Annotated in this window: 7 protein-coding genes and 2 tRNA genes; 7 read left to right on the top strand and 2 right to left on the bottom strand. The window is 59.8% G+C overall.

Going from position 1 to position 7,462, the window contains the following annotated elements:
* Positions 1–320 precede the first annotated feature (320 nt).
* Positions 321–1,430, bottom strand: coding sequence for an IS110 family transposase (locus DWY05_RS09640; protein WP_117821403.1), 1,110 nt, complete (start codon positions 1,428–1,430; stop codon positions 321–323).
* A 671-nt stretch (positions 1,431–2,101) separates the two neighbouring features.
* Here DWY05_RS09640 and DWY05_RS09645 point away from each other — a divergent pair.
* The 3 genes from DWY05_RS09645 to proC all read left to right on the top strand — a co-directional run bounded on the left by DWY05_RS09645 (position 2,102) and on the right by proC (position 4,361).
* The gene (locus DWY05_RS09645; protein WP_117821402.1) at positions 2,102–3,040 is read left to right on the top strand and encodes an SPFH domain-containing protein; all 939 of its coding nucleotides are present in this window, start codon (positions 2,102–2,104) and stop codon (positions 3,038–3,040) included.
* Between the two features lie 6 nt (positions 3,041–3,046).
* A complete protein-coding gene (rlmH, locus tag DWY05_RS09650) occupies positions 3,047–3,517 on the top strand; it encodes a 23S rRNA (pseudouridine(1915)-N(3))-methyltransferase RlmH (protein ID WP_099432630.1) in 471 nt (156 codons plus the stop codon).
* 73 nt (positions 3,518–3,590) lie between these two features.
* Complete coding sequence (proC, locus tag DWY05_RS09655; protein WP_117821401.1) at positions 3,591–4,361, top strand: pyrroline-5-carboxylate reductase; 771 nt, start codon at positions 3,591–3,593, stop codon at positions 4,359–4,361.
* 157 nt (positions 4,362–4,518) lie between these two features.
* On the opposite strand, the gene DWY05_RS10045 is transcribed toward proC, so the two are convergent.
* Positions 4,519–4,692 (bottom strand): DUF6724 family protein, encoded by a 174-nt coding sequence (locus tag DWY05_RS10045; RefSeq protein WP_006235069.1) that lies wholly within the window; start codon positions 4,690–4,692, stop codon positions 4,519–4,521.
* Between the two features lie 111 nt (positions 4,693–4,803).
* Between DWY05_RS10045 and serS the strand changes: the two genes are divergently transcribed.
* From serS to DWY05_RS09675, 4 genes are all read left to right on the top strand, one after another.
* Positions 4,804–6,087 carry a serine--tRNA ligase gene (gene serS / locus DWY05_RS09660; protein ID WP_117821400.1) on the top strand — a complete coding sequence of 428 codons (1,284 nt, stop codon included), beginning with the start codon at positions 4,804–4,806 and terminating at the stop codon, positions 6,085–6,087.
* A gap of 171 nt (positions 6,088–6,258) precedes the next feature.
* Entirely contained in the window at positions 6,259–6,636 is a 378-nt protein-coding gene (locus DWY05_RS09665; protein ID WP_117645937.1) for a hypothetical protein, read from the top strand.
* Positions 6,637–6,713: 77 nt separating this feature from the next.
* A tRNA-Arg gene (locus DWY05_RS09670) sits at positions 6,714–6,790 on the top strand.
* Positions 6,791–6,954: 164 nt separating this feature from the next.
* A tRNA-Arg gene (locus tag DWY05_RS09675) sits at positions 6,955–7,031 on the top strand.
* Positions 7,032–7,462: the final 431 nt, after the last annotated feature.

A 7,462-nucleotide genomic window follows, 5' to 3' on the forward strand; every position in this document is an offset into this window, starting at 1 on the left:
CGTGGGTTATACCCTAAGAGCAAACCACCCTTTTTAAGGGTGGTTCTGATTTCCCGTCGGGAGGACCCGCGCGCGCTGCATGGCTTAGTCGACGCTTGCCTGGCAAGCTAATATCCGCGGGCTCGTGGCGCGGGGCATCGGCGGGCGCGCGATGTGTCTCCCCGCCTCACCGCATTTCGATTCTCCGTCCGGCGCGATCGTGCGAATCCAGTCTTGTCTCGGGCGCGGCCCGGGGGCTGCCCATCAAAAAAGCCGTGAACTCGCGCCGGCGATGCGTCGAGGCGCGGGCCCTCCCGGCGGGAGCCGGTTGTCGCCGGGGGTCAGCGAATGGTCCCCTCGGACCTGCACCCGATCTCCCAGACCCAGCAGGCGAGCTCGCGCGCCACGGCGGCGTTGGCCCTGCAGGCCGGCTTGCCGGCGTCCGCGAGCGCCTCGCGGCGGCGGTGGAGCCTGGCAGTGCAGGCGTCGGCCCTCGAGCGTATCGCCGGGGGCACGTCGGTGCCGGGTGCGGGGGCCTTGGGCCTCGGGGAGCACATGGAGTAATGCCACGCGGACTCTATGAGCGCCGTGCGCGCGAGCGCGTTGCCGGCCTTGGTTATCCCGCCGCGCCGCTCGGACTCGCCGCTCGAGTGCTCCGATGGCGTGAGCCCGCACCAGCTCGCGAAGGCCGGCGCCGAGTGGAACCTGCTGAAGGACCCGGCCTCCGCCGCAAGCCTGAAGGCCGTCAGGGTGTCAATCCCCTTGATGCAGGACAGCGCCTCCACGGCCGGGCGCCAGCGGTCGGTGCCCGCCAGCGCGACGACCCTCCTCTCGAGCTGCCGCTTGTCCGATTCCGCGCAGCGGGCGGCCGTGACGTAGTACTCGAGCGCGTCGCGCTGCGGCCCCTCGAGCCTGATCTCGGATATCCACCTCCAGTGGGCGCGCGTCCAGGCCCTCTTCCTTGCCCCGTCGGCGTTGCGCTCGTCCCAGACGTGGCCCAGCCTGATCAGGAACATGTTGAGGCGCTGCCTCGAGCGGCGGAGCTCGCGGGCCGCGTCGTCGAGGGCGCGGTCGAGGTCCCGGGCGGCCTCGACCGCCGTGTCGGGCAGCGGGACCTCGACGATGTTGTGGGTGGCGAGCATGCGGGCGATGAACTCGGCGTCGCGCCGGTCGTTCTTGCGGCGCGCGTCCGCCGCCGGCCTCTGCATCTTGGAGACGGCGGCCACGGCGCAGTCGAGGCCGAGCGCGCGTAGCTCGCGCGCCATGTGGAACCCGGTGGGGCCGCTCTCGTAGCACGCCCTCGGGTCCTCGAAGCCGAGGGCCCACTCCGCGATCTCGGAGGCGTCGGTGCCGAAGCTGCGGCGCACCACCTCGCCGGTGAAGGGGTTGAACGCCGCCGCGGCGACCGATCGCGCGTGGACGTCCAGTCCGATGGAGGTAACATGGGGCATGGGAAGCCTCCTCCCCGCAGGTGCGGTAAGGGCTACCGCACGGGCCGATACTCAAAGCCCATTGTGGCACCCCGAGCCCGCGGAAAGAAGCTGCGCTGCGGGGGAGGCGACCCAAATGGCTTTCTCATATCGTCTTATGTGCCCATCGCAGGGACTTGAACCTGCGAAGGAGCGAGCGTCAAGAAAACGCAGAGCGTTTTTAGCGAGCTGGCGAGGACGCCGGCAGGCGGCCGATGCCGGTGCGGATCCGCGAAGCGGATACGCGGACGTCCTTTCGCCCGCACCATTAAATGAAAGAGCTCCCAGCAATGGGAACTCTTTTACGGGCCGTTTTTGGCAGATTTGACCTATCGATTTTGCGCGGTAGATACCCCTGTGGTCAAAAAGTGGCAAATATGAGTACTGTCACGAAAATAGAGACATTTCACGAAGCCATTTTTGCTCATTTTACGCAACAGATGTACGCTAATTTGGCTCAACCTTGAGACAAAATGAAGTAATTTCGATAGACCTTGGGTTCAAAGAGGCGATTTTGACCCAAATACGCTGTTACTAAACTGGTAACAGTACTCATATTTGGCCTTTTTTGACCATGGGTCCTCTTGTTGGTGGCACGTGGCTGCTTCGTGCGGGTATCCTAATGCCAACGTGTTCCTATCAGAGGAGAGACCATGCTGTTTTCCGGTATCATCGCCGCCCTTACCAGCCTTTTGATTCCCATCATCATCCTGTTGCTGCTGGTCCCCAACGCCTGCTACGTCGTTGAGCAGCAGCACGCTGTGATCATCGAGCGCTTGGGTAAGTTCAATCGTATCGTCAACGCGGGCTTCCACGTGAAGGTGCCCGTGATCGACCGCAAGGCCGCCACGGTGAGTCTGCGCACCATGAAAAATGGTTTTGGCATCGACGTTAAGACCCAGGACAACGTGACCATTGGCCTTGAGGTCTCCGCTCAGTACCACGTGAGCTACGACATGGGCGCCGGCCCGGCAGATTCGGGCATCTACAAGAGCTACTACATGCTGCAGGAGCCCGTCGACCAGATGCGCGACTTCATCACCGATGCCCTGCGCTCCTCCATCCCCGTCTACACACTTGATGAGGTCTTTGCCAAGAAGGATGACATCGCCAAGGATGTCAACGCTACCGTTTCCGAGCAGATGGCCGCCTACGGCTTCACCCTCGTGTCGACGCTCATCACCAAAATCGCACTGCCGACCGAGGTCGAGAACTCCATGAACGACATCAACGCCGCCCAGCGCAAGCGCGCTGCGGCACAGGAGCTCGCTGAGGCAGACCGCATCAAGCGCGTCACCGAGGCGACCGCCGAGGCTGAGGCTATGGAAAAGGCGGGCGAGGGCATCGCCAACCAGCGCAAGGCCATCGCGCTGGGTATCAAAGATTCGCTCGAGATCATCCAGGAGACGGGAGTCGGTAACGACGAGGCCAACCAGCTGTTCATGTTTACGCAGTGGTCCGAGATGATGACGGAGTTCGCTCGCACGGGTAAAACCTCGACAGTCGTGCTGCCGAGCGACTTCTCGCAGTCGGCATCGATGTTTGAGCAGATGCTGGCCGTCGGCAAAGTTCAAAACGGTTCGAAGGAGTAGGCACGCGTGAAATACACCGTCGTTTGTGTTGGCAAGCTCAAGGAGCGCTTTTGGAAGGACGCGTGCGCTGAGTACACCAAGCGCCTAGGTGCCTATGCCAAGGTTGATATCCGCGAGGTGGCCGATATCGACCCGGCCAAGGCGGGCGGCGTGGATGCCGCGCGCGACAAGGAGGGGGCGGCGATTCTTGCTGCCTTGCCGTCTCGAGCGCATGTGATCCTGCTGGCCATTGAGGGCAAAGAGCGCTCGAGCGAGGAGTTTTCGGCGCGGCTCGATGATCTTATGCTGCGTGGCAACAGCGACATCGCCTTTGTGATTGGCGGATCGGACGGCGTGAGCGATGACGTGCGCGCACGAGCCGACGAGATGCTCAGCTTTGGACGTATTACCTTGCCGCATAACTTGGCGCGCGTGGTGCTGCTGGAGCAAATCTATCGCGCCTGCAAGATCAGCCGAGGCGAGCCGTATCACAAATAGGTCGGCAATACGAAACAATGGCGTGGGACAATAGCTTTCGTTTTGAAGAGCGTGTCTGAGAGGACTATGAGATATGAAGATTGGGTTTGTCGGTTTTGGCAATATGGCGAGCGCTATGGCTGATGGCTGGATCGCTGCCGGTGTAGCTGCGAGCGACATGTGCGCCTGCGCGGGTCGCTACGACGCACTGGTTGAGCGCTGCGAGGCGCGCGGCATGGTCGCCTGCCACGATGCCGCCGAGGTTGTCGCCACATCCGATATCGTGGTCGCTGCGGTCAAACCGTACATGATCGAGAAGGTATTCGCCCCGCTCAAGGATGTTCTTGCCAAAAAGGTCGTTCTGTCGGTTGCCTGGACCTGGGACAGTGCCAAGTGGGAGCAGGTCCTGCCGGGCGTCGCGCATATCTCGACGGTGCCCAACACGCCGGTTTCGGTGGGCGAGGGCGTCATCGCTTGCGAGAAGGCTTCCACGCTTAGTGATGAGCAGAACGCGGTGGTGCTTGATCTGCTTGGCAAGCTCGGTGCGGTGGTCGAGCTCGATACGAGCCTGCTGTTCGTGGGCGGCACGGTGGGTGGTTGCGCTCCGGCATTTGTCGCTATGGCAATCGAGGCCCTGGGCGATGCGGCGGTCAAGCACGGTATCCCGCGTGCCGATGCCTATCGCATTGTGAGCCAGATGGTGCTAGGTACGGCAAAGCTGCAGCTTTCAACTGGCCAGCATCCTGCGGCGATGAAGGATGCCGTATGCTCGCCCGGTGGCGCCACCATCAAGGGCGTCGTTGCGCTCGAGGACGCCGGCATGCGCAGTGCCCTGGTCAAGGCAATCGACGCAACCCTCCAGTAAAACTTGCCATTTAGGGACAGGTTTATTTTGGCAGGTTTTTCCTGCTGTTTTGTCCTTTTAGCGAAAAGCGCCCCGCAACCGGATCGTTACCGGTTGCGGGGCGCTTGCGTTTGCCCAGATAAAACCGACCAAAATAAACCTGTCCCTTTTTGGCAGGTTAGTCCCAGAAGCTGTCTTCCTCATCCTCGGACTTGGGGCCGCGGTCGACATACATCTTATGGGTGCGCTTCTCCATTACAAAGGCAAGAATCGCAAACAGTAGGATGCCACCGGCGAAAAGGATGGCAAAACCGGTGCGGGTGCCAAACAAAAAGGAAAAAACTGCGTCCATTGGGTGCCTTCTTGCGTAGTTGAGTTGGGTCGTAAACGCTCATAAGTATATACTTGCCCATACATGTACAAGGTTGCAACCTAAATGGAATGTATATCGCCGGAGGATCTAATGCTTGATATCAAGTTTGTTCGCGAGAACCCCGATGCCATCGATGTCGCCATGGCTAACCGCCAGACGTCTTGGGATCGCGAGAAGTTCTTTGAGCTCGACGACGAGCGTCGTGCCGTCATCACCGAGGTCGAGGAGCTCCAGGCTACGCGCAATGCCGAGTCCAAGAAGATCGGCGCCCTGATGAAGGAGGGCAAGAAGGACGAGGCCGAGGCTGCCAAGGAGGCCGTGCGCGCCGTCAACGAGAAGATTGACGGTCTGGCCGAGCGTCGTACCGCCCTCGAGCAGGAGCAGTACGACTTCATGGCTCACCTGCCCAACATTCCTTGCGAGGCCACGCCGTACGGCAAGGACGAGGACGAGAACATCGAGCGCCGTCGTTGGGGCACCCCGCGCGAGTTCGACTTCGACTTTAAGCCGCACTGGGATCTGGGCACCGACCTCGACATCCTCGACTTCGAGCGCGGCAACAAGCTCTCCGGCAGCCGCTTCACCGTTCTCGGTGGCGCCGGCGCCCGCCTGGAGCGCGCCCTCATCAACTTCTTCCTCGATACGCACACCAGCCGTGGCTTCAAGGAGTGGTGGCCGCCTATCGTCGTCAAGCGTCAGACCATGTTCGGCACGGGCCAGCTGCCCAAGTTCGAGGACGACGCCTATCACGTCTCGGGCGACAACTTCCTGATCCCTACCGCCGAGGTCGTGCTCACCAACCTGCACGCCGGTGAGGTCCTCGACGCCGATGCCCTGCCGCGCCGCTACACTGCCTTCACCCCCTGCTTCCGCGAGGAGGCCGGTTCCGCCGGTCGCGACACCCGTGGCATCATCCGTCAGCACGAGTTCGACAAGGTCGAGATGGTCAAGTTCGCTAAGCCGGAGGAGTCCGACGAGGAGCTCGAGAGCATGACCGCCGAGGCCGAGTACCTGCTGCAGCAGCTGGGCCTTCCGTATCGCGTGATTAGCCTGTGCACCGGCGACTTGGGCTTCTCTGCCCGTCAGACCTACGACATCGAGGTCTGGCTGCCGAGCTACAACGCCTACAAGGAGATCAGCTCCTGCTCCAACTGCGGTGACTTCCAGGCCCGTCGCGCCAACATCAAGTATCGCGACCCCGAGAACTTCAAGGGTTCGCGCTACCTGCACACCCTTAACGGTTCCGGCCTGCCGGCTGGTCGTACCATGGCTGCCATTCTGGAGAACTACCAGAACGCCGACGGCACCATCACGATCCCCGAGGTCCTGCGTCCCTACATGGGCGGCCTCGAGAAGATCGAGCCGGTCGCGTAGATTGGCTGCATAAGCGATTTGCTAGGGCACTCCTTTTTGGGGTGCCCTTTTTGTGTGCGGCCATACCATGCTGTGCGGACAGCTCAATAGAAAACACACGAACAACTGTTCTGTATACAGCCATCTACCTGCTATGCTTTTGCTAAATAAGAGCGAGAGAAAGGGGACGCGATGGAGCTGTTTGATGATCGGGTGGTTTTGTTTGAGAGCGACGAGGGCGGGGAGTACCTGCTTGTGACGTGTGAGCCGTCTGGCATGGGTGGCCTGGTGGTTCGACAGACGAGCGAGGGGCCGTTGACGCAATGGTGCTACGAGGAGTCGCCTCATGTGGTTGAGACGTTTGTGGCGCACGAGGGGCTTGTGGCCCTAGAGCATTTCTATGGGGTCCAGACATCTAATCAGGTTGCTCGCATGTTGAGCATCTCGTTTGCCGATTATGATTGTGCCCAGCGGGTGAGATCGCTCCTGAGGGAACTTGATGCTAAGTTTGACGTGATCGAAAAGCCAATCGATCGTACGGGGAACGGCGGTATATGCGGAGCAGCATGACAAAACTGCGTTCCATAAAAAAGTTTGAGATTGTGCTTGACTCCAATAAGCTAAAGTGGTTTTATATGTCTTGCGCTGCGGCGTTACCTCAGCTGGATAGAGGGTCTGACTACGAATCAGAACGTCATAGGTTCGAATCCTATACGCCGCACCAATTGAAATTGAAAGCCTCCGGCAACGGGGGCTTTTCTTTTAGGCGGACGATGCATGGATTCGAACCTCGGTCGAGGCGCGGGCGTCTTAATCATCACTTCGTAAAATTTTTCCAAATTGTCGCTTGACCCATCGAGGGGTCACGTGCATAATAATCCGTGCGTTGCGGCGTTACCTCAGCTGGATAGAGGGTCTGACTACGAATCAGAACGTCATAGGTTCGAATCCTATACGCCGCACCAATTGAGTTTTAAGCCTCCGGAAACGGGGGCTTTTCCTTTACGGGGGCATTGCGGAGATTCGAACCTCGTTCGAGGCGCGAGCGTCAAGAAAACGCGGAGCGTTTTTAGCGAGCGGGCGAGTCCGCCGGCAGGCGGGCGAAGCCGGTGCGGATCCGCGCAGCGGATGCGCGGAATCCTATACGCCGCACCAACTGAACTTTAAAACCTCCGGTAACGGAGGCTTTTCTTATATGTCGACATACTTGAGGAGTTGCTTTCGCCGTGTTTGAAAGTATCGAGTCGATCGACTGCATCAAATGAGTAAAAATCAAATTCAATAACTTTTTTTGAAAAACGCTTGACGATTATTCAGTCCATGTGCATAATAATCAACAAGTCGCGGCGTTACCTCAGCTGGATAGAGGGTCTGACTACGAATCAGAACGTCATAG

It is taken from the genome of Collinsella sp. AF23-4AC (assembly GCF_003462685.1).
Lineage (GTDB): Bacteria > Actinomycetota > Coriobacteriia > Coriobacteriales > Coriobacteriaceae > Collinsella.